The following is a 935-nucleotide window of genomic DNA, read 5'->3' on the forward strand; positions in this document are numbered from 1 at the left end:
CCGTAGCTGTGCAGCCCGGACAGGAACATGTTGACGCCGAGGAACGCGAACGTCGTCACGAGCAGGCCCGTGAGCGCCCACCAGGCGGCGGCCACGCCGCGCAGGCCCTTCATCAGGCGCATGTGCAGCCAGGCCGCGTAGTTGAGCCATACGATCAGCGCCCAGGTTTCCTTCGGGTCCCAGCTCCAGTAGCCGCCCCATGCTTCCGCGGCCCACAGCGCGCCGAGGATCGTCGCGATCGTGAAGAACGCGAAGCCGACCGCGATCGACTTGTACATCACGTCGTCGAGCACCTCGAGCGTCGGCAGACGATCGGCGAGCATGCCGCGCTCCTTCATCAGGTACGCGACCGACACCATCGCCGACAGCGCGAAGCTGCCGTAGCCGATGAAGTTCGCCGGCACGTGGATCTTCATCCACCAGCTCTGCAGCGCCGGCACGAGCGGCTGGATCTGCTGCGCGTCGCGCGCGACCGAGTACCACATCAGGAAGCCGACGGCCGCGCTGATGACCAGCAGCACGAACGCGCCGAGCGCGCGCGTGCCGTAGTGGCCTTCGTAATACAGATAGAGCAGCGCGGTGATCAGGCTGAACAGCACGAACACTTCATACAGGTTCGACACCGGGATATGCCCGACGTCGGCGCCGATCAGGTAGGACTCGTACCAGCGCACCATCAGGCCGGTGAAGCCCATCAGCACGGCGACCCACGTGAGCTTCTGGCCGATCGCGGCGCCCGACGCCGAGCGCGCGAGCAGGCCGATCCAGTAGAAGATCGTCGCGAGCACGAACAGCGCGCTCATCCACAGGATCGCGGACTGGCTCGACAGGAAGTACTTGAGGAAGAACGCCGAATCGGCGCGCGCGAGATCGCCCTGGTAGATCTGGATCGACAGCAGCGACAGCACCGCGATCGACGCCATCATCAGCCGCGC

At 65.8% G+C, this 935-nt stretch carries 1 protein-coding gene; it reads right to left on the reverse strand.

What is annotated here, in order from left to right; genetic code table 11:
- Positions 1-935, reverse strand: a 935-nt coding sequence (gene ccsB, locus DIE06_RS37840) for a c-type cytochrome biogenesis protein CcsB (protein WP_124665747.1), incomplete at both ends; no start/stop codon positions are given.

Source organism: Burkholderia sp. Bp8998, from assembly GCF_003854235.1.
Taxonomy (GTDB): domain Bacteria; phylum Pseudomonadota; class Gammaproteobacteria; order Burkholderiales; family Burkholderiaceae; genus Burkholderia.